A 19,197-nucleotide genomic window follows, 5' to 3' on the forward strand; every position below is an offset into this window, starting at 1 on the left:
ATGACCACCCCGGAGACCGCCGCGCCGCACTGCCTCGTCGAGCAGGACGGACACAAGCTGATCGTCACGATGAACCGGCCCGAGGCGCGCAACGCCCTCTCCGGGGAGATGATGGCGATCATGGAGGAGGCCTGGGACCGGGTCAACAGCGATCCGGAGATCCGGGTCTGCATCCTCACCGGGGCCGGCGGGTTCTTCTGCGCCGGCATGGACCTCAAGGCCGCGACCAAGCGCTCCCCCGACGAGAGCTTCAAGTCCGGCTTCGACCCCTCGGTGATCAAGGGACTGCTCAAGGGGTTCCGTCTCACCAAGCCGCTGATCGCCGCCGTCGAGGGGCCGGCCGTGGCGGGCGGCACCGAGATCCTGCAGGGCACCGACATCCGGATCGCGGGCGAGTCCGCGAGGTTCGGCGTGGCTGAGGCGAAGTGGAGCCTGTACCCCATGGGCGGCTCCGCCGTCCGACTCCCCCGGCAGATCCCCTACACGGTCGCGCTCGACCTGCTGCTGACCGGCCGGCTGGTCACGGCACCCGAGGCGAAGGAGATCGGGCTGATCGGCCACGTCGTCCCCGACGGCGAGGCGCTCGCGAAGGCCCACGAGATCGCCGACCTGATCTGCGCGAACGGCCCGCTGGCCGTCCAGGCGATCCTCAAGACCGTCCGCGACTCCGAGGGCAAGCACGAGGAGGACTGCTGGGCCGGCGACGCGGCGGTCGGCATGGCCGTCTTCGCCTCCGAGGACGCCAAGGAGGGCCCCCGCGCCTTCGCCGAGAAGCGCGCCCCGCAGTTCCAGGGCCGCTGACGCGGGGGTTCGTCTCCGCGCGGGCGGTCCCGCTGGCAGACTGGTCACGTGCCGTGGCCGACCTGGGACCAGGCCGCCCTGGCCGCCCTCCTCAGCGTGATGCTGGGGCTGGTGCTGCGCCGTACCCGCACCGACCTCGCCCGTGCGCTCGAGCCCGCGGCCCGCGAGTTCGCCCTGATCGCGGCGTTGTACTCGGTGTGGCGGCTGGCGCGCAAGCTGCCACTCGCCACCGCCTCCGGGGCGATGGAGCGCGGCCGCGACATCGACCGGATCCAGCAGGCGCTGCACCTGCCGACCGAGCTCTCCTTGCAGCAGTTCGTGCTGCGCCACGACTGGCTCGGTGACCCGACGACCTACTACTACGCCACGCTGCACGTCCCCGCGCTGATCGCGTTCCTCGTCTGGCTCTTCGTCCGGCACCGCGACCAGTACCCCCACTGGCGCAACGGCCTCGCACTGGTGACCGCAGCCTGCCTGTTCATCAGGTTCGTGCGCGTCGCTCCCCCGAGGTTCTTCCCCGACCTCGGCTACGAGGACCTGACGCACCACTACGGCATCTCGGTCTACGGCTCGGACGTGACCACCGGGGTGTCTGACCAGTTCGCTGCGATGCCCTCGATCCACGTGGCGTGGGCGGCGGTCGTCTCGTTCGGCATCGTCGCCGCCTCGACCAGCCGGTGGCGGTGGGTCTTCCTCCTCCACGTCGTGCTCACCACGCTCGTGGTCGCCGCCACCGCCAACCACTGGTGGATGGACGGCATCGTGGCGGTCCTCCTGCTGTGGGCCGGGTTGGCCCTCGACACGCTCGTCCGCTCCCGGATCGCACGACGGCGCGAGGCCGCCGCCCCGCTCGAGGTCGCGCCCGCGCCGGCGTACGCCGAGGAGCACTGACCCGACCGCGACCGGCGGCCGCGTCAGAGCGTGGCGCGCAGGTGCCGCAGGCGGCGCTCGTGGTGGGCACCGGGGACCGAGTGGCTCCCGAAGCGGTGCACCGCGATCTCCTTGGGCGCGTCGATCTCGTGGTAGGCCGCGTAGACCGTCGAGGGCGGGCAGATCTCGTCCATCAGCCCCACGCTCATCAACGTGGTGGCGCGGATCCGTCGGGCCAGCAGCGCACAGTCGACGTAGCGCAGCGTGTCGAGCGCGCGCTCGGCCAGGTCGACCTGCTGGGAGAGGAAGTTGGCGACCTCGCGGTAGGGGAACTCCCCCGTCAGGCCGACGGCCCGCTGGAGGTCGCAGAGGAACGGCACGTCGGCGTGGCAGACCTTGACGAGGTCGGGCTGCAGAGCGGCTGCGGCCAGGGCGAGCCCCCCACCCTGGCTCGTTCCCTGGACGCCGAGGCGGTTCGCGTCGATTCCGTCGAGCTCCGAGGCGACCCGGACGGCTCGGGCGGCGTCGGTCATCAGCCGCGTGTAGTAGTAGGTCTCCGGGCTGGTGATGCCACGGGTCATGACCCCGGGGTGCTCCGGGCCGTCGGCCGGGCGTCCCGGGTCGCCGGTGGCGCCGGTGGTCCACCCACCGCCCTGGCCGCGGGTGTCCATGACCAACGACGCGATGCCGATCGCCGGCAGCGCCAGGTGCTCCACGGGAAGGCCCCGGCCGCCGCCGTACCCGATGAAGGTGACGACGACCGGGACGTCCCGGGCTCCGGGGGGCTGGAGGAACCATCCCCGGATCCGATCCCCGCGCGCGCCGGAGAACTCGACGTCGTAGACGGCGACGGCGCCGTAGGCGTCCTCGGCGTGGCGGGTGAGCGTGGTCGGTGTGGCTGCGGCGTCGGCCTCGGCGAGACGCGCCGCCCAGAACGCGTCGAGGTCCTCGGGCTCGGGCGTGGCGATGCGGTAGTCCTGCAGCTCCGGTTCGGAGAGGTCGAACCAGGGCATCAGCGGGCCTCGACCACGACCGTCGGCTGGAGCACCCGCTCGGCGCCGACCTGGCGGGTGGTCCCGACCAGCTCCAGACGGAGCACCTCGCGGATGTCCGTGCTCGAGGCGCCGACGCGCAGCTCGACCGCCCCCGGCTCGACGATGCGGACCAGGTCACGACCCGTGAACGACGTCAGGTCGGCCGACAGCTCGAAGCGCACCCGCGTGCGCTCGCCGGGCTCGAGGTCGACCCGCGCGGCAGCGACGAGCTGCTGCACCGGGCGCACGACCGAGGAGACCGGGTCGTGGAGGTAGACCTGGACGACCTCGGAGACCGATCGGTCGGCGTCGTTGGCGAGCTCGACCGCGATCTCGCAGCTGCCTTCGGTGTCCCACTGCTCGCCGCTGACGGCCGAGACGTCACCCCACGTCGCGTCCGCGTACGACAGGCCGTGGCCGAACGGGTAGAGCGCGGTCGGGTCGACCACGCTGACCTCGCTGCGCTGACCCAGCGGGGCGGCGAGGTACGTCGACGGCTGGGTCGACCCCGCACCGGGGAAGCTGACCGGGAGTCGGCCGGAGGGGTTGACCCGGCCGCTGAGCACGTCGGCGATCGCGCGGGCGCCCTCCTCGCCGGGGAAGAAGCCGCAGACCAGGCCGGCCAGCCGGTCGGCCTGACGGCTGAGGTCGTAGGGCCGGCCGACGAGCAGCACGGCGACGACGGGCTTGCCGGTCGCGAGCAGTGCCTCGAGCAGCTCCTCCTGGCGGCCGGGGAGGTCGAGCGTGGCGACGTCGCAGCCCTCGCCGGACGTGCCCTTGCCGAACAGGCCCGCCTGGTCGCCGAGCACCGCCACGCACACGTCCGCCGCCTGGGCGGCCGCGACGGCCTCCGCGATCTGCTCGTCGGAGCCGCCGAGCACCGGGCAGCCCTCGGCGTACGTGACGTCGTAGTCGGCGGCCAGCGACTCGCGCACCGTCGGCACGTCCAGCCCGATCTCGATGTCGTCGTAGTGCACCAGCACGTGCATCGGGAAGGAGTAGCAGCCCATCATGGCCTGCGCCGTGTCGGCTCGGGGGCCGACGACAGCGAGCCGGGCGCCGTCGCGCAGCGGGAGCGTCCCGTCGTTGGCCAGCAGCACCGTCGAGCGCCGAGCCAGGTCGAGCGCGATCGCGCGCGACGTCGGGTCGTCGAGGTCCACGTCGCCCACCTCGGCGGGAGCCCAGCCGGGATCGAGCAGGCCGAGCTCGCACTTCTGGGTCAGCACCCGGGTCAGGGCACGGTCGACGAGCTTCTCGTCCACCAGCCCGGCCTCGACGGCCTCGAGGAGCGGGTCGCCGTAGGCGTTCACCGACGGGAGCTCGACGTCGATGCCGGCCTCCAGGGCGAGCCGGGCGGCCTCGCCGGGCGATCCTGCGACGTGGTGGAGCGTCTCGAGGAACGCGATCGCGAAGTAGTCGGCCACGACGACCCCGTCGAAGCCCAGCGTGTCGCGCAGCAGCGTCGTGAGCAGCGCCCTGTCGGCGGCGGCGGGGACGCCGTCGGTGTCGGTGTAGGAGTTCATCACCGAGCGGGCTCCGGCGCGCAGCGCCATCTCGAAGGGCGGCAGGATCACGTCGGCGAACTCACGCGGCCCCATGGACACGGGCGCGAGGTTGCGCGCCGCGCGCGACGCGGAGTAGCCGGCGAAGTGCTTGAGCGTCGCCACGACGCCACCGGACTCGAGTCCGCGGACGTAGGCGCTGCCGACGAGGCCGACGAGGAACGGGTCCTCGCCGAGGCTCTCCTCGACCCGGCCCCACCGGGCGTCGCGGACGACGTCGAGCACCGGGGCGAGGCCCTGGTGGATGCCCAGGCGGCGCATGTCGGCGGCGATCTTGGCGCCCATGCGCTCCACCAGCGCCGGGTCGAAGGACGCCGCCCAGCACAGCGGAGCGGGGTAGACGGTGGCCTGCCACGCGTTGAGGCCGGTGAGGCACTCCTCGTGGACCTGGGCCGGGATGCCGAACCGGTTGGCGGCGACGACCTGGCGCTGCCGCTCGGCCAGGGCTTCGAGCCCCGCCGCCGGCGTGACCGGCTCGGTGCCGAAGGGCCGGGTGAGCTGGCCGAGGCCGTCGGCGATGAGGTTGTTCCAGAGCTGGGCGGGCCCCATCCCGTCGCGCAGCATCGGCGCCATCTCACCGACGTCGGGGTCGACCTTCCAGATGCCCGAGAGCTGGCTGATCTTCTCGCTGAGCGTCATCCGCCCCATCAGGTCCGACACACGCGCCTCGACGGAGGCTTCGGGGTCGTGCCACAGCTCGGTCATGATGCGCCTCCTGGCGATGTGGTCGAACTGCGACGCACCAGGGTGGTCTCGAGCTCGGTGTGGATGTGGGGCAGGTCGTGGCCCTCGATGAGGGCCACGAGCATCGTCATCGCGTCGTACCCCATCTGCCGCATCGGCTGCTGCACCGTGGTGAGCGGGGGGTCCGCGAGCGCTGACTCGGGGATGTTGTCGAAGCCCACGACCGAGAGCTGGTCGGGGACGCTGATGCCGAGCTCGGCGGCCACCTCCAGGGTGGCGAGCGCGGTCCGGTCGTTGGCGGCGAAGATCGCCGTGGGCCGATCGCGCATCATCAGCAGCTCGCGAGCGGCGTCGCGACCCTGGTCGTGCTCGAAGGCGCCGAGTCGCAGGAGGCTCTCGTCGACCGGAACACCGGCGGCGGCGTGCGCCTCCCGGTAGCCGCGCTCACGCAACCGGGCCGAGATCAGGTCGGGTCGTCCGGTCACCATGCCGATCCGACGGTGGCCCAGCTCGAGCAGGTGGTCGACGCCCAGCCGGGCGCCCTGCAGGTTGTCGGCGGTGACCGTCGGCAGGCTGGAGCGGCCCGTGTGGGGGTCGACCGCCACGATCGGGCCGTCGTGCTGCACGTCGGTCACGGTCGGCGTGACGAGCACGGCCCCGTCGACGAGCGTGCCCATCAGCCGGGAGAGGTAGCGCCGCTCCCAACCGACGTGCTCGTCGACCCGGCCGCCGGCCGAGTAGGCCAGGAGCTCGAAGCCGGTGCCGCGGATCGCGTCCGCGGCGCCCTTGAGGACCTCGGCGCTGAAGGGCTCGAAGTCCGCGACCAGCACGCCGATGACGTTGGTCCGGCTGTTGCGCAGGCTCCGGGCGACGAGGCTCGCCTCGTAGCCCAGCCGGTTGACGACAGCCGTCACGTGGTCGAACGTCTCGCTGGCGACGCCGTACCGCCCGTTGATCACCTTCGAGACGGTCGACACGGAGACGCCGGCCTCGGCGGCCACCTGTTGCATGGTGACCCGGCCGGGGACGGACAGCTCCGAGGATGCATCGTGTCCGTCTCGGCCCGGCGTCCTGCTCTTCACTTCGAGGTCCTCTCCCACGTGCCTTCGGGCTCAGCCCTTGACCGCACCCTGCAGTCCACCGACGATGCGTCGCTGCATCGTCAGGAACAGCAGGAGGGCCGGGATCATCGCCAGCGTGGTGAAGGCGAGGACGCCGGCAGTGTCGGCGGAGTGTTCGGTCGAGTAGTCCGCGACGCCGAGCGGAAGAGTACGCATGTCCTCCTGCAGCAGCAGCAGCGGCAGCAGGTAGGCGTTCCACGAGCCGACGAAGGCGAGCACACCGGTCGTGATCAGGCCCGGCACGGACAGCGGAAGCGCCAGCCACCGGAAGATCCCGACGCGGGACGCGCCGTCGATGAGCGCGGCCTCCTCGAGCTCCTTGGGGATCGCCATCAGGAACGGTCGCAGGATCACCACGGTGATGGGCAGTGCGAACGCCGCCTGCGGAAGCGCGACACCCCACCAGCTGTTGCCCATGTGGAGGTCCCGGGTGACCAGGATGAACAGCGGGATGATCGCCACGGCAGCCGGGAACAGCAGGCCGAGGACGAACACCATGAACAGCGGCTCGCGCAGCTTGAACTGGTAGCGCGCGAGCGGGTACGCCGCCATCACGCCGAACAGCACCGCGACCACGGTCGTGATCAGCGCGATCACCGTCGAGTTCATCGCGTAGCGCCAGAAGTCCGGGTTGCTGATGACTCCCGAGTAGTTCTTCCACACCCAGGGGTCGGGCAGGCCGGCGGGGTCACGTGCCAGCTGCTCGTTGCTGCGGAACCCGCCGAGGGCGCCGTAGAGAACGGGCCCCACGGTCAGCGCGACCGCCGCGAGTGCGAGGAAGTAGACCAGAGGACTGCCGCCCCCGAACTCCTTCTTGCGCCGCGATGCCATGTCCTTCACCTCACCCTTCGGTCTGGGTGTCGCGCCGGAGCACGAACGTCTGGTAGGCCAGCGCCATCACGAATCCGATGACGAACAGCACCACCGACGCCGCCCCAGCGATGCCGTAGTTGTAGCGCCCGGTGCCTTGGTTGATCAGGTAGGTGGCCATCGTCGTCGTGGCGTTCGCGGGACCGCCGCCCGTCAGGATCCACACCATGTCGAAGAGCTGGATCGACCCGATCATCGACAAGAACGCCCAGGTCCGGATCGTCGGGCCGAGCAGCGGGATCGCGATGCGTCGCTGGGTCTGCCACCAGGTGGCACCGTCGAGCTGGGCGGCCTCGTAGAGCTCGTCCGGCACGCCCTGCAGGCCCGCCATGAACAGCAGGATCGCGAGGCCGAGGTACTTCCAGGTGAGGACCACGAACACGGTCCACAACGCGAGGTCCGGCGTGCCGAGGAAGCCCTGCTCGGGTGGTGTCAGACCGATCCCCGAGATGATCCCGTCCACCACACCGGACTCGGGCTGGAGCAGCTGGAACCAGACCACACCCGCGATCACCTCGGCCAGGACGTACGGCACGAAGACGACCGTGCGGAGCACGCCGCGGAACCGGATCTTGCGGTTGAGCAACAGCGCCACCGCCAGCCCGAGCGGCAGCTGCACGAGGATGGACAGGATCACGATCGTGAAGTTGTGCATGATCGCGTCGGTGAAGACCTGGTCGTGCAGGACGCGGTCGTAGTTGCGCCACCCCACGAAGTCGTCCATCGGGCCGAAGCCCTTCCAACGGTAGAACGACATCCGCACCGCGGAGGCGATCGGCCAGACGACGAAGACCGCCATCAGGGTCAACGCCGGCGTCACGAAGAGCGCGATCTCCAGGCGTTGCCGCCAGGGCCCTTCCTGCCGGGGGGTCACCCGGCGCGCTGTCGCGCGCCGGGTGACCTCCGCGTGCGCGGGTGCCGCAGACACGGCGCCCTCGTTTGCCACAGTCAGCTCACTTCGCCTCGTCGGCTGCCGTCTGGGTGGCGTCCACGACGTCCTGCGGCGAAGCCTTGCCGGCGAACAGCAGCGCGATCTCGTCGTTCATCGCCCCACCCACGGACTGGCCGAAGGCGGTGTCGAAGTACAGCTGGATGAACGGCGCCGCGTCGCGGACCTCGAGCAGGCCGGCCAGGGCCGGGTCCTTGACGGAGCCGGACGCCGCCGGGTTGGTCGGCAGACCCATGTCGTTCTCGGCGAAGCCGATCTGGACCTCGTCGGAGAGCAGGTACTTCACGAGGTCGACGGCCTGGTCGGGCGCGCCCTCGGACACGGCCCACGCGTCGCCACCACCGAGCTGTGCTGCGGGGTCACCCGCGCCACCCTCGACGGCCGGGAACGGGAACCAGGCGGTCTTGTCGCCCAGGCCCTTGCCGTCATCGGTCAGGCCCTGCATGACACCGGGCTCCCAGTGGCCCTGCATCTCCATGGCCACCTTGCCCGTGGCGAGCAGGCCGGACGCGGAGGTCGCGCCCTCCTGCGCCGGGGTGCTCAGGAAGCCGGGGTTGAACGGCTCGGTCTTGAGCAGGTCCTCGACGACCTCGCCGGCCTTGACGAAGCACGGGTCGCTGAAGTCGAGGCTCGTGACGGCGCCCTTCAGGACGTCCTCGGAGCACGAGCGCAGCGCGGTGTAGTACCAGTAGTGCGCGGCCGGCCACTTGTCGCCCGCACCCACCGAGATCGGGGTGATGTCGGCAGCCTTGAGCTTGGCGATGACGTCGTAGAGCTCGGTCATCGTGGTCGGGGGCGCGGTGATGCCGGCCTTCTCGAACAGGTCGGTGTTGTACCAGAAGCCCACGACGCCCATCGAGAACGGGAGAGCGTAGGTCTTGCCGTCGTTCTGCCAGCCGGCGACGGAGCCGCCGATCTTCGCGATCTCGTCAGCAGCGTCGTCGGAGATGTCGCGGACCAGCCCGGCCTCGACGTGGTCGGCGAGCTCGCCGCCGCCACGCTCCATGTAGATGTCGGGCATGTCACCGCTCTGGAAGGCGGCGGCGAGCTTGTCGACCATGTCCTCGTGGGCCATGGCGGTGATCTCGACCTTCACGCCCGGGTTGTCGGCCTCGAAGTCCTTGGCCACCTGCTCGTAGTAGCCCTTACCGGGCTCGTTGTTCGAGTTGTGCCACCACGTGATCGTGGTGTCACCACCCTTGCTCGACGAGTCACCCCCGTCGCTGTCGCTGCCACACGCCGACGCGAACATCAACGCGCCGGCACAGAGCGCAGCAACCGCTGCGCTACGAGTCTTCCGCCTCATTGGGAACCCTTCCGTTTGCCCACGGCCTCTGTGGGACGTCCGTCACACACAACGCAACCTCCCACTACCCCTTGCGCATGTCAATCGTTATCGATAACGATTTCGACGTGATCACGCTCTCGTCCTCCCACCGCTCCCACTCCACGGTCGTCACGCTGCGCGGCCCCGACGGCGCCCCGCTCGCGGACGCCGACGTCATGGTCCGGCAGGTCCGCCACGCGTTCGCCTTCGGCAACATCGGCTTCGACTTCGTCGACCTCGCGGCCGCACAGGTGGGCATCGCAGCCGACGGGCCGCACGTCTTCGGCGGTGCCGACCGCGAGTCCGCCGAGCGGCTGGTCGAGCTGTGGCTCGACGTGTTCAACACCGCCACCCTCCCGTTCTACTGGGCCGGCTTCGAGCCCGCGGAGGGCCGGCCCGACACCGAGCGGTTGCTCGCGGCGGCCCGGTGGTTCCGCGAGCGCGGCGTCTCCCTCAAGGGCCACCCGCTCGTGTGGCACACGCTGGCCCCCGGCTGGCTGCGCGACCGCCCGGACGACGAGGTCGAGTCAGTCGTCCGAGCGCGGGTCCGACGCGAGGTGGGGGCGTTCGCGGGCCTCATCGACACCTGGGACGCGATCAACGAGGTCGTGATCATGCCGGTGTTCGACAACGAGGAGCGCCAGAACGCCGTGACCCGGCTGTGCCGGCGGATCGGCCGGATCCCCACGGTCCGACTGGCCTTCGAGGAAGCACGAGGCGTCGGCGCCGGAGTGCGGCTCGTGCTCAATGACTTCGACATGTCCACCGCCTACGAGTGTCTCATCGAGGGCGTGCTCGAGGCGGGCATCCAGGTGGACGCGATCGGCCTCCAGAGCCACATGCACCAGGGCTACTGGGGCGAGGAGCGGACCTGGGCCACCCTCGAGCGGTTCGCGCGCTACGGGCTGCCGCTGCAGATGACCGAGACCACGCTGCTCTCCGGTGACCTCATGCCGCCGGAGATCGAGGACCTCAACGACTTCCAGCCCTCGTCGTGGCCCTCCACCCCCGAGGGCGAGGAGCGACAGGCCGACGAGGTGGTCCGCCACTACCGCACCCTGCTGGCCCACCCGGCCGTCGAGGCGGTCAACTACTGGGGGATCACCGACCGGGGTGCCTGGCTCGGCGCGCCGGCCGGGCTGGTGCGCGCCGACGGCACGCCGAAGCCGGCGTACGACGCCTTGCGTGCGCTGGTCAAGGACGAGTGGTGGCTCTCCCCCACCCCGATGCGCACCGACGGGGCGGGGCGGATCACGGTCGAGGGCTGGTGGGGCGACTACGCCGTGGACAGCGGCGCCTCGACCGCGACCTTCGCCCTCGAGCGCGACACGCCGTTGGTGCAGGCCACGCTGGCATAGGGCTCAGCCGACGGCGCGGTCCCCGGTCCAGTACTGCGCGCGGAGGGCCTTCTTGTCGGGCTTGCCCAGCGCCGTGAGCGGCAGCGCGTCGGCGACGATGACCTGCTTGGGTGCCTGCACGGAGCCCTTGCGCTCCTTGACCATGTCCTGGATCTCGGTCGTCATCCGCGCGATCGACTCCTCGTCGCGCGCGGCGTCGGAGCGGAGCACGACGATCGCGGTCACGGCCTCCCCGAACTTCTCGTGAGGGGTGCCGATCACCCCGACCTGGGCGACGGCCGGGTGCGCAGCGACGACGTCCTCGACCTCGCGCGGGAAGACGTTGAAGCCACCGGTGACGATCATGTCCTTGGTGCGGTCGACGATGTACCAGAACCCGTCCTCGTCCTCGCGCGCAACGTCACCGGTGTGCATCCAGCCGTCGCGGAAGGTCTCGGCGGTCTCGTCGGGACGGTTCCAGTAGCCGCCGGCCAGCAGCGGCCCGGCGACGCAGATCTCCCCCGGCTCACCGACCGGCACCGGCGTACCGTCCTCGCCGAGCAGCGCCGTGCGGATGAACGCCGAGGGCCGCCCGCAGGAGGCGAGCCGGCGCTCGTCGCCCCCCTCCCTCAACGCCGCAGCGTGGTCGTCCTTGGCCAGGTAGGTGATCGCCATCGGCGCCTCGGACTGCCCGTAGTACTGCGCGAAGATCGGCCCGAACCGGTCGATGGCCTCCTTCAGCCGCACCGGGTTGATCGCGGAGGCGCCGTAGTAGACCGTCTCGAGGGAGGAGAGGTCCCGGGTCTGCGAGTCCGGGTGATCCATGAGCGCGTAGAGCATCGAGGGCACCAGCATCGTGGCGGTGATGCGCTGCTCCTCGATCGTGCGCAGCACCTCGGCCGGGTCGAACTTCGCGAGCACGTAGAGGCACCCGCCCTTGAGGACGGTCGGCACGAAGAACGCCGCGCCGGCGTGCGAGAGCGGTGTGCACATGAGGAACCGCGGGGACTCGGGCCACTCCCACTCGGCCATCTGGATCTGCGTCATCGTGTGCATCTGGCGGGAGGTGCCGATCACGCCCTTGGGCTTGCCGGTCGTGCCCCCGGTGTAGGTGATCGACACGATGTGGTCGGGCTCCAGCGTCACCGCCTCGAGCGGCACCGGGTCGAAGGACGCCGCGGCCGCGTTGAGGTCGGACCCGACGTGGCTGAGCTCCTCGGGCACGGGACCGATCGTGAGGACCTTCTCGAGCTTGGGGCAGCGCTCGAGCAGCCCCAGCGCGCGCTCGACGAACATCGGCACCGGGTCGATGGTGATCGCGGTGATCTCGGCGTCGTTGATGACGTAGGCGTGGTCCTCGAGCGAGCCGAGCGGGTGGAGTGACGTACGCCGGTATCCCTGGGTCTGCCCGGCACCGAGGATGAAGAGCACCTCGGGCCGGTTGAGCGCGAGCAGCGCACCGGCGGTGCCGCGGCCGGCGCCGAGCGACTCGTACGCCTGCACGTACTGGCTGATCCGCTCGGCGGTCTCCCCGCCGGTGAGCGTGGTGTCCCCCAGGTGCATGACCGGCTGCCGCCGGTGCCGCTTGAGGGCGGCCACCATCAGGTGGCCGTTGTGGGTCCCGACTCGCATGGCGTGGGTGTCGTCGCGCATGGGCCCGAGACTAGAACGTGTTCTAGCTTCGGGCAATCCTCGGTCCGACCCGGGCCGTTCGCCACTGGCGCTCCTGGCCGGTCAGCGGTTTGCTGGCGCCATGGGCGTGGTCGTGGTCGATCACCTGCACAAGTCCTACCGCCGGACCGTGGCCGTCGACGACGTCTCGTTCGAGGTCGAGGCGGGTGAGATCTTCGGGATCCTCGGGCCGAACGGCGCGGGCAAGACGACGACGGTCGAGTGTGCCCAGGGCCTGCGCCGCCCCGACTCCGGGACGATCCGGGTCCTCGGGCTCGACCCGGCGACCCAGGGCGGGCAGCTGCGCCAGCGCGTGGGCTCGCAGCTGCAGGCCTCCTCGCTGCCGGGCCGGCTGAGGGTCGCGGAGGCCATCCGGCTCTTCGCCGCCTTCGCGGACCACCCGGTCGGCCGCGACGAGCTCCTGCGGCGCTGGCGCCTGGAGGTCAGCGTGGCCAGAGCTTCGACAGCCTCCCGGGTGGCCAGCGCCAGCGCCTGTTCATCGCGCTCGCCTTCGTGAACTCGCCCGAGCTGGTGTTCCTCGACGAGCTGACCCAGGGGCTCAACCCGCAGGCGCGGCGTGCGACGTGGGACCTGATCCGCGAGATCCGCGAGGGCGGTACGACGGTCGTGCTGGTGACGCACTTCATGGACGAGGCCGAGCACCTGTGCGACCGGGTGGCGGTGGTGGACGGCGGACGGGTGGTGGCGGTCGACACCCCCCAGGGGCTCATCGACGGCCTGGGACTGCCCTCGATCGTCCGGTTCACCGCGAGCGGGCAGGAGCTGGACTGGCTGGCGAACGTCCCCGGGGTCGGCTCGATGTCGTGGCGTGGCGACACCGTCGAGGTCCGGGGCACCGGTCCGCTGCTGGCCCTGGTCGCCGCCGAGCTCGTGGCGCGCGGCATCAGGCCGCTCGACCTCCGGGTGGACCGCCCCACGGTCGAGGACGCGTTCCTCGCCCTCACCGGCCGAGAGCTGCGGGAGTGATCGCGATGCGCGGCTACCTGACGATGACGAGCACCGAGCTCCGACTGCTCCTCCGCGAGCCCTTCTCCGTGGTGTTCGTGCTGGTCTTCCCGCTGATGATGATGCTGCTGCTCGCGGCCGTCTTCGGCAGCGACGAGGCCGACGCCCGCGACATGGAGAACGGCATGCTCGTGTGGCGTGGAGCGACCCCCGCGACGTACTACACGGCCGCGTCCGTGGCTGCGATCATCGCTGCGCTCGGGCTGATGACCCTGCCCATCACCCTGGCCGGCTACCGCGAGCGGGGCATCCTGCGCCGCTTCCGCGCGTCGTCCGTCTCGAAGACGGCGCTCGTGTGCTCGCAGCTCACGATCGCCCTGCTGACGTTCGGAGCCGGTGCCGTCGTGATGGCCGTCGTCGCCCGGATCGCCTACGGCACGAAGCTGCCCGAGGACGTGCTCGGTGTCGTCGTCGCGCTGCTGGTGGGGACCGCCGCGTTCGGCGCGATCGGTCTCCTGCTGGCGAGCGTCCTGCGGACGAGTCGCTCGGCCCAGGGGATCGGACTCCTGCTGTTCTTCGCGCTCTGGCTCATCTCCGGGACCTCGCCACCCCGGGCGGTCCTGCCCGCCGGGCTGCGCGAGGTCGGCGCCGCACTGCCACTCGGTCCGTTGGTCGACGCGCTGCAGGACCCGTGGTTCGGCTTCGGCTGGAACGGGACCGGCCTCGCCGTGCTCGCGGCGTACGCCGTCGCCGCGGCGATCCCTGCGCTCTGGCTCTTCCGCTGGGACTGACGCGGCCCGGCGAGCGGGCGGCGCAGGGTCCGAGGGTCAGCGCAGGGTGATCGTCGTGACCAGTCGGGGGTGGTCGGAGCCGGCGTTGCCGGTCGTCCACGCGCGAGTGGCTCGCACACCCCGGGTGTCGGCGTAGAGGTGGTCGATGCCCGTCCGACCGCCCTCGCGCCGGATCGGCTTCAGGCCGGGCAGGTCGAGGTAGGCCACCCGGTTGAAGTCCCCACAGGCGAGGACGGGGATGGTGGGGTCGGCCTGTCGCAGCTCGCGGCGCAGGACGCGCGCGTGCTTGCGCCAGTTCTTCTGCCGCATCTGCTTGAACGGCTTGCGGCGGTCGTTCCAGGCGCCCTGCACCATGTGCGTGTTGTAGACCGCGACGTCACGTCCGGTGACGTTGTCGATGAGCACGGCGCGGGCGACGTAGCGCGGCGGGGAGTAGCTCTTCACACGCGACGCGGCCTGGGTGGAGCTGCCCTCGACCAGGGTGAAGCGATCACTGCGCCAGGAGATCGGCACCTGCCCCGGCAGGCCCGGCTCCATGTACTGGTCGTAGCCCGAGAGGTTGGCGACCAGCTTGCGCTTGGAGTCCGGCAGCGCGACCTCCTGCCAGCAGATGATGTCCGCGAAGCCGGCGAACCGCGCCGTGCCCCGATGGCTGTTGTGGGTGCCGAACGTGAAGGACGTGGCCCCGGACGCCTGCTCGGCGGTCGCGGTCGGTGCACTCAGCAGCGCGCCGGTGGCGAGGAGGACGAGGGACAGGGCGGCGACGAGACGTGACACGGGGACCTTCGGGTGGTGGAGGTGCGGCGCGTCGTCGCGCCCGAGACACCCCCACCATCGGCAGGGCCCACGTGTTCCTGAGGCAGGCCCCCGCGACCGCCGCGCGTCAGGCGAGCAGCTCCGCCACCGAGCGCACCTCGTCGGCCGAGCGGCAGCTGAGGAGCAGCGTGGTCACGCCGGTCTCCTCCCACTGCGCGACCTTCTCCTTGACCTCGCCGGCGGTGCCGATGATGTGCATGTCGTCGACCAGCTCGTCGGGGATGAGCGAGGTCGCGCGGTCCTTCTCCCCCGCCAGGTAGAGCTTCTGGACCTCCGCCGCGAGGTCCTCGTAGCCCATCCGGACGAAGACCTGGTTGTGGAAGTTCGCCTCCTTGGCGCCCATCCCGCCCATGTACAGCGAGACGAACGGACGCATCGCGTCGAGGACCGCCGCCTTCTCCTCGGCGTTCGCGACGACCTGGAGGTGGCACGTCGCGGCGATCTCGAAGTCGGCGCGGGTACGGCGGGCGCCGGGTCGTGCGAAGCCCTCGTCGAGCCACGGCTGGTACATGCCGGCCGACTTGGGCGTGTAGAAGATCGGGATCCAGCCGTCGGCGATCTCGGCGGTCTGGGCGACGTTCTTGGGTCCCTCGGCGCCCAGCCAGATCGGGACGTCGGCGCGCAGCGGGTGCACGATCGGCTTGAGCGGCTTGCCGAGGCCGACCGAGCCCTCACCCTGGAACGGCAGTGGGTAGTGCGGGCCGTCGTTGGTCACCGGCGCCTCACGGGCGAGCACCTTGCGGATGATGTCGACGACCTCACGGGTCCTGGCCAGCGGCTTGGCGAACGGCTGGCCGTACCAGCCCTCGACGACCTGCGGCCCGCTGACGCCCATGCCGAGGATCACACGCCCACCCGAGAGGTGGTCGAGCGTCAGCACGTGCATCGCGATCGAGGTCGGCGCCCGCCCGGACATCTGCACGATCGACGTACCGAGCTTGATGCGGGAGGTCTCCCGCCCCCACCAGGCCAGCGGCGTGAACGCATCGCTCCCCCAGGCCTCGGCCGAGAAGATGGCGTCGAAGCCCGCGTCCTCCGCGGCGGCGACGAGCTCACCGACTCCCTGCGGGGGCTGGGCCCCCCAGTAGCCGAGCTGCAGTCCGAGCTTCATGGGTCTCTCCTTCGTGGCGATGGACACGATGCTTGCCCGATCCTAGAACGTGTTCTACTTTCGGACCATGACACGAACACTGTCAGCACCGGTCACCGTAGCGTTCGACTACACCCGCTCCACGGGACCGGTCCTCGGACGGTTCCTGACCGGACTGCGCGACGCCACCGTCGTCGGCGCCCGCACCTCCGACGGCACGGTCGTCGTGCCGCCGCCGGAGTACGACCCGGTGACGCACGAGCCGGTGACCGACTTCGTCGAGGTCGCCTCGACAGGCACGGTCACCTCGTGGACGTGGGTGCCCGAGCCGGTGAAGGGCCAGCCCTTCGACCGGCCGTTCGCCTGGGCCCTGGTCGCCCTCGACGGCGCCGACGCCCCCCTGCTGCACGCGCTCGACGTCGCCTCGCCCGAGCAGGTCTCCAGCGGGATGCGCGTCCAGGTCCGCTGGGCCGAGGAGCGGGTCGGCGCGATCACCGACATCGCGTGCTTCGAGCCGGAGGGCGCGGAGGCTGCGGGGGTCTCGACGAGCTCGACCACCGACGCCGGCTCGACCACGGGCGACGGCGTCACCGGCGTCATCACGCCCGTGTCCCTGGACTACCTCTACGCCGCCAGCCCCGAGGAGTCGGCGTTCTACCGCGGGCTCAACGAGGGCCGCATCGTCGGGCAGCGCTGCCCGTCGTGCCAGAAGGTGTACGTCCCGCCGCGCAGCGCCTGCCCGTCCGACGGCACGCCGACGGCCGAGGAGGTCGAGGTGTCGCAGACCGGCACGATCACGACGTTCTGCGTGGTCAACGTGCCGTTCCTCGGCCAGAAGATCACCCCGCCGTACGTCTCGGCGTACGTCCTGCTCGACGGCGCCGACATCGCGGTGCTGCACCTGATCCTCGGCGTCCCCGCCGAGGAGGTGCGGATGGGCATGCGGGTCAAGGCGGTGTGGAAGCCCCGCGAGGAGTGGACCTACTCGCTGGAGAACATCGACCACTTCGAGCCGACCGGCGAGCCCGACGCCGACTACGAGTCCTATCGGCACCACCTCTGACCCGGACCCGCTGGAACTGAGAGGCAGATGATGAGAGACGTTGCGGTTGTGGGCTTCGCCCAGCGACAGATGGCGGAGTTCGACGGGTCGCCGACCTGCGTGGAGCTGCTGGTCCCGCTGTTCGCGGAGTGCTACGAGCAGACCGGGTGGACCCGCCGCGACATCGGGTTCTGGTGCTCCGGATCGTCGGACTACCTGGCGGGTCGGTCGTTCTCGTTCGTCCAAGCCGTCGACGCGATCGGCGTGATCCCGCCGGTGAACGAGTCGCACGTGGAGATGGACCTGGCCTGGGCGATGTACGAGGCCTGGTTGAAGATCCAGACCGGCGAGGTCGACACGGCGTTGGTCTACGCGTTCGGCAAGTCCTCGGCCGGCGTGCTGCGCCGCACCCTCGCGCTGCAGCTCGACCCGTACACGATGACGCCGCTGTGGCCCGACACGGTCTCCCTCGCGGGGCTGCAGGCGCGCGCCGGGATCGACGCCGGCGTCTGGGACGAGCGCGCGATGGCCGAGGTCGCCAACCGGTCGCTGACCGACGCGGAGAAGAACGAGTACGCGATCCGCAAGGGGGGCTCGTCGGTCGAGGAGCTGCTCGCCAAGCCGATGTACGCCGACCCGCTGCGCAAGCACGACTGCGCGCCGGTGACCGACGGTGCGGCAGCGCTCGTCCTCGCCGCGGGAGACAAGGCCCGGAAGGTGCGCGACCGGCCGGCGTGGATCGGTGGCATCTCCCACTACATCGACCCGATGAGCATGGGCACCCGCGACCTGACCCGGGCGCCGTCCGCCGCCCGAGCGGCTGCCGCGGTCGACCTGGACGGCGTGGAGGTGGCCGAGCTGCACGCGCCGTTCAGCCACCAGGAGCTGATCCTGCGCCGCGAGCTGGGCCTGGCCGACGACGTACGCGTCAACCCCTCGGGCGGCGCGCTGACCGGCAACCCGATGTTCTCGGGCGGCGGCATCCGGGTCGGCGAGGCGGCCGCCCGGATCTGGTCCGGCGAGACGTCCAAGGCGGTCGCGCACGCGACGTCGGGACCCGCCCTGCAGCAGAACCTCCTCTGCGTGCTCGGCTCCACTACCGAAGGGACGACGAACTGATGGGCAAGCAGCCTGCCGCGGTGGTCGGCGTCGGCCAGACCCACCACCGCGCCAAGCGCGAGGACGTCTCGATGGCCGGCCTGTGCCGCGAAGCCATCGACCGCGCACTCCTGGACGCGAACATGAGCCTCGACGAGATCGACGCGATCGTCGTCGGCAAGGCGCCCGACCTGTTCGAGGGCGTGATGATGCCCGAGCTCTTCCTCGCCGAGGCGCTCGGTGCCGCGGGCAAGCCGCTGCTGCGCGTCCACACCGCGGGCTCGGTCGGCGGCTCGACCGCGATCGTCGCGTCCTCGCTCGTGCAGGCGGGCGTGCACAAGAAGGTGCTCACCGTCGCCTACGAGAAGCAGTCGGAGTCCAACGCGATGTGGGCGCTCTCGGTGCCGCTGCCGTTCAACATGCCGGTGCACGCCGGCGCCGGCGGCTACTTCGCACCGCACGTGCGCTCCTACATCCGGCGCTCGGAGGCTCCGACGCACGTCGGCGCGATCGTCGCGGCCAAGGACCGGCAGAACGCACTGAAGAACCCCTACGCGCACCTGAAGAACCCGGACACCACGGTGGAGTCCGTGCTCGCCTCGCAGATGTTGTGGGACCCGATCCGCTACGACGAGACCTGCCCGTCCTCAGACGGCGCCTGCGCGCTGGTGATCGTCTCCGAGGACGTCGCCGCCGCCTCACCGAACCCCGCGTGGATCCACGGCACCGTGATGCGCTCGGAGGCGACGACGGCGGCCGAGCGCGACCAGGTCAACCCGCAGGCCTCCCGCGACGCGGCGGCCGCGCTGTGGAAGCAGGCCGGCATCACCAACCCCCTCGAGGAGATCGACGCGGCCGAGATCTACGTCCCGTTCTCGTGGTTCGAGCCGATGTGGCTGGAGTCGCTGGGCTTCGCCGAGGAGAACGGCGGCGGCTGGCGGCTCACCGAGTCCGGCGCCACGGCGATGGACGGCACGATCCCGGTGAACTGCTCAGGCGGGGTGCTCTCCTCCAACCCGATCGGCGCGTCCGGGATGCTGCGCTTCGGCGAGGCCGCGCTCCAGGTGCGCGGCGCCGCCGGTGAGCACCAGGTGGACGGTGCCCGGCGCGCCCTCGGCCACGCCTATGGCGGCGGCTCGCAGTTCTTCGCGATGTGGGTCGTGGGGTC

18 protein-coding genes are annotated in these 19,197 nt (G+C 71.0%); 9 read left to right on the forward strand and 9 right to left on the reverse strand.

Annotated elements, in window-relative coordinates:
* Together Q0L15_RS10765 and Q0L15_RS10770 are read left to right on the forward strand one after the other, a co-directional pair.
* The gene (locus Q0L15_RS10765) at positions 1–801 is read left to right on the forward strand and encodes a crotonase/enoyl-CoA hydratase family protein (protein WP_296604262.1); all 801 of its coding nucleotides are present in this window, start codon (positions 1–3) and stop codon (positions 799–801) included.
* 48 nt (positions 802–849) lie between these two features.
* Positions 850–1,692, forward strand: a complete 843-nt coding sequence (locus Q0L15_RS10770; RefSeq protein ID WP_296604263.1) for a phosphatase PAP2 family protein — start codon at positions 850–852, stop codon at positions 1,690–1,692.
* A 23-nt stretch (positions 1,693–1,715) separates the two neighbouring features.
* On the opposite strand, the gene Q0L15_RS10775 is transcribed toward Q0L15_RS10770, so the two are convergent.
* The 6 genes from Q0L15_RS10775 to Q0L15_RS10800 form a co-directional block, all read right to left on the reverse strand.
* Positions 1,716–2,684, reverse strand: a complete 969-nt coding sequence (locus Q0L15_RS10775; RefSeq protein WP_296604265.1) for an acetylxylan esterase — start codon at positions 2,682–2,684, stop codon at positions 1,716–1,718.
* Positions 2,684–4,972: a glycoside hydrolase family 3 N-terminal domain-containing protein gene (locus tag Q0L15_RS10780; RefSeq protein ID WP_296604266.1), complete on the reverse strand. Its 2,289-nt coding sequence runs from the start codon at positions 4,970–4,972 to the stop codon at positions 2,684–2,686. The genes Q0L15_RS10775 and Q0L15_RS10780 overlap by 1 nt, the downstream gene beginning before the upstream one ends.
* Positions 4,969–5,961, reverse strand: coding sequence for a LacI family DNA-binding transcriptional regulator (locus Q0L15_RS10785; protein ID WP_296604267.1), 993 nt, complete (start codon positions 5,959–5,961; stop codon positions 4,969–4,971). Before Q0L15_RS10785 ends, Q0L15_RS10780 begins: the two co-directional genes overlap by 4 nt.
* 102 nt (positions 5,962–6,063) lie before the next feature.
* Positions 6,064–6,903, reverse strand: a complete 840-nt coding sequence (locus Q0L15_RS10790) for a carbohydrate ABC transporter permease (RefSeq protein ID WP_296604268.1) — start codon at positions 6,901–6,903, stop codon at positions 6,064–6,066.
* 10 nt (positions 6,904–6,913) lie between these two features.
* Positions 6,914–7,870, reverse strand: coding sequence for a carbohydrate ABC transporter permease (locus Q0L15_RS10795; RefSeq protein ID WP_296604269.1), 957 nt, complete (start codon positions 7,868–7,870; stop codon positions 6,914–6,916).
* Between the two features lie 25 nt (positions 7,871–7,895).
* The gene (locus tag Q0L15_RS10800; RefSeq protein ID WP_296604270.1) at positions 7,896–9,197 is read right to left on the reverse strand and encodes an extracellular solute-binding protein; all 1,302 of its coding nucleotides are present in this window, start codon (positions 9,195–9,197) and stop codon (positions 7,896–7,898) included.
* A gap of 107 nt (positions 9,198–9,304) precedes the next feature.
* On the opposite strand from Q0L15_RS10800, the gene Q0L15_RS10805 reads away from it, so the two are divergent.
* The gene (locus tag Q0L15_RS10805; RefSeq protein WP_296604271.1) at positions 9,305–10,576 is read left to right on the forward strand and encodes an endo-1,4-beta-xylanase; all 1,272 of its coding nucleotides are present in this window, start codon (positions 9,305–9,307) and stop codon (positions 10,574–10,576) included.
* Positions 10,577–10,579: 3 nt separating this feature from the next.
* Here the strand turns inward: Q0L15_RS10805 and fadD8 are convergent, their stop codons facing one another.
* Positions 10,580–12,208: a fatty-acid--CoA ligase FadD8 gene (fadD8, locus tag Q0L15_RS10810; RefSeq protein WP_296604272.1), complete on the reverse strand. Its 1,629-nt coding sequence runs from the start codon at positions 12,206–12,208 to the stop codon at positions 10,580–10,582.
* 100 nt (positions 12,209–12,308) lie between these two features.
* Here fadD8 and Q0L15_RS10815 point away from each other — a divergent pair, with 100 nt between their 5' ends.
* Genes Q0L15_RS10815 through Q0L15_RS10825 form a run of 3 tightly spaced genes read left to right on the forward strand, consistent with a single transcriptional unit; the run spans position 12,309 to position 13,983 of the window.
* Positions 12,309–12,743, forward strand: coding sequence for an ATP-binding cassette domain-containing protein (locus Q0L15_RS10815; protein ID WP_296604273.1), 435 nt, complete (start codon positions 12,309–12,311; stop codon positions 12,741–12,743).
* Positions 12,719–13,213, forward strand: a complete 495-nt coding sequence (locus tag Q0L15_RS10820; protein WP_366939567.1) for a hypothetical protein — start codon at positions 12,719–12,721, stop codon at positions 13,211–13,213. The genes Q0L15_RS10815 and Q0L15_RS10820 overlap by 25 nt, the downstream gene beginning before the upstream one ends.
* Positions 13,214–13,218: 5 nt before the next feature.
* Positions 13,219–13,983, forward strand: coding sequence for an ABC transporter permease (locus Q0L15_RS10825; protein ID WP_296604284.1), 765 nt, complete (start codon positions 13,219–13,221; stop codon positions 13,981–13,983).
* A 36-nt stretch (positions 13,984–14,019) separates the two neighbouring features.
* On the opposite strand, the gene Q0L15_RS10830 is transcribed toward Q0L15_RS10825, so the two are convergent.
* Both Q0L15_RS10830 and Q0L15_RS10835 read right to left on the reverse strand, forming a co-directional pair.
* Positions 14,020–14,760, reverse strand: coding sequence for an endonuclease/exonuclease/phosphatase family protein (locus Q0L15_RS10830; protein ID WP_296604274.1), 741 nt, complete (start codon positions 14,758–14,760; stop codon positions 14,020–14,022).
* A gap of 106 nt (positions 14,761–14,866) precedes the next feature.
* Complete coding sequence (locus Q0L15_RS10835) at positions 14,867–15,910, reverse strand: LLM class F420-dependent oxidoreductase (RefSeq protein WP_296604275.1); 1,044 nt, start codon at positions 15,908–15,910, stop codon at positions 14,867–14,869.
* Between the two features lie 67 nt (positions 15,911–15,977).
* Between Q0L15_RS10835 and Q0L15_RS10840 the strand changes: the two genes are divergently transcribed.
* From Q0L15_RS10840 to Q0L15_RS10850, 3 genes are all read left to right on the forward strand, one after another.
* Positions 15,978–16,952 carry a Zn-ribbon domain-containing OB-fold protein gene (locus Q0L15_RS10840; RefSeq protein ID WP_296604276.1) on the forward strand — a complete coding sequence of 325 codons (975 nt, stop codon included), beginning with the start codon at positions 15,978–15,980 and terminating at the stop codon, positions 16,950–16,952.
* Positions 16,953–16,982: 30 nt separating this feature from the next.
* On the forward strand, positions 16,983–18,050 hold the full coding sequence (locus tag Q0L15_RS10845) for a thiolase domain-containing protein (protein WP_296604278.1): 1,068 nt from the start codon (positions 16,983–16,985) through the stop codon (positions 18,048–18,050).
* A partial coding sequence (locus tag Q0L15_RS10850) for a thiolase domain-containing protein (protein ID WP_296604279.1) occupies positions 18,050–19,197 on the forward strand: 1,148 nt, incomplete at its 3' end. The genes Q0L15_RS10845 and Q0L15_RS10850, both read left to right, overlap by 1 nt.

The organism is Nocardioides sp., from assembly GCF_024509035.1.
In the GTDB taxonomy this organism is placed as follows: domain Bacteria; phylum Actinomycetota; class Actinomycetes; order Propionibacteriales; family Nocardioidaceae; genus Nocardioides.